The organism is Streptomyces lycii (assembly GCF_009735685.1).
In the GTDB taxonomy this organism is placed as follows: Bacteria; Actinomycetota; Actinomycetes; order Streptomycetales; family Streptomycetaceae; genus Streptomyces; species Streptomyces lycii.
The window spans coordinates 1-356 of record NZ_WHPN01000234.1; the positions used below are offsets into that span (position 1 = coordinate 1).

General features: G+C 79.5%; 1 protein-coding gene. It reads left to right on the forward strand.

The window, feature by feature from the left end:
* Nucleotides 1-171: 171 nt before the first annotated feature.
* On the forward strand, nt 172-356 hold a 185-nt coding region (locus GCU69_RS33200; protein ID WP_218037906.1), incomplete at its 3' end, for a hypothetical protein.

Here is a 356-nt window from a genome sequence, read left to right on the forward strand (position 1 = left end):
TGGGGCACGGCAACGCGGGGCCCGCCCTCACCCGGATAAGTGAGAACCGGGGTCCCCGGCCGGGCGGCGGCCACCGCCTTGCGGGGGCGGGGCGGCGGCCGTTACAAGTCTGCCCAACAGAAGTTACCGCCTGGTATTGAACGGGCGGCCGGCAGAACGGGGACGCGGGGCATGCACGACACGGGCGAGGCGGGCGGCACGGGCAGGGCGGGCACGGGCCGGGCGGGTGGCACGTACGGCACAGGCGGGGCGGAGACGGCAGGCGGGGCGCGCTCGGGCGAGGCGGGCGGCACCGGCCAGGCGGGCACGGGCCGGGCGGGGGCGGGTGGCACGTACGGCACGGGCGGGGCGGAGGC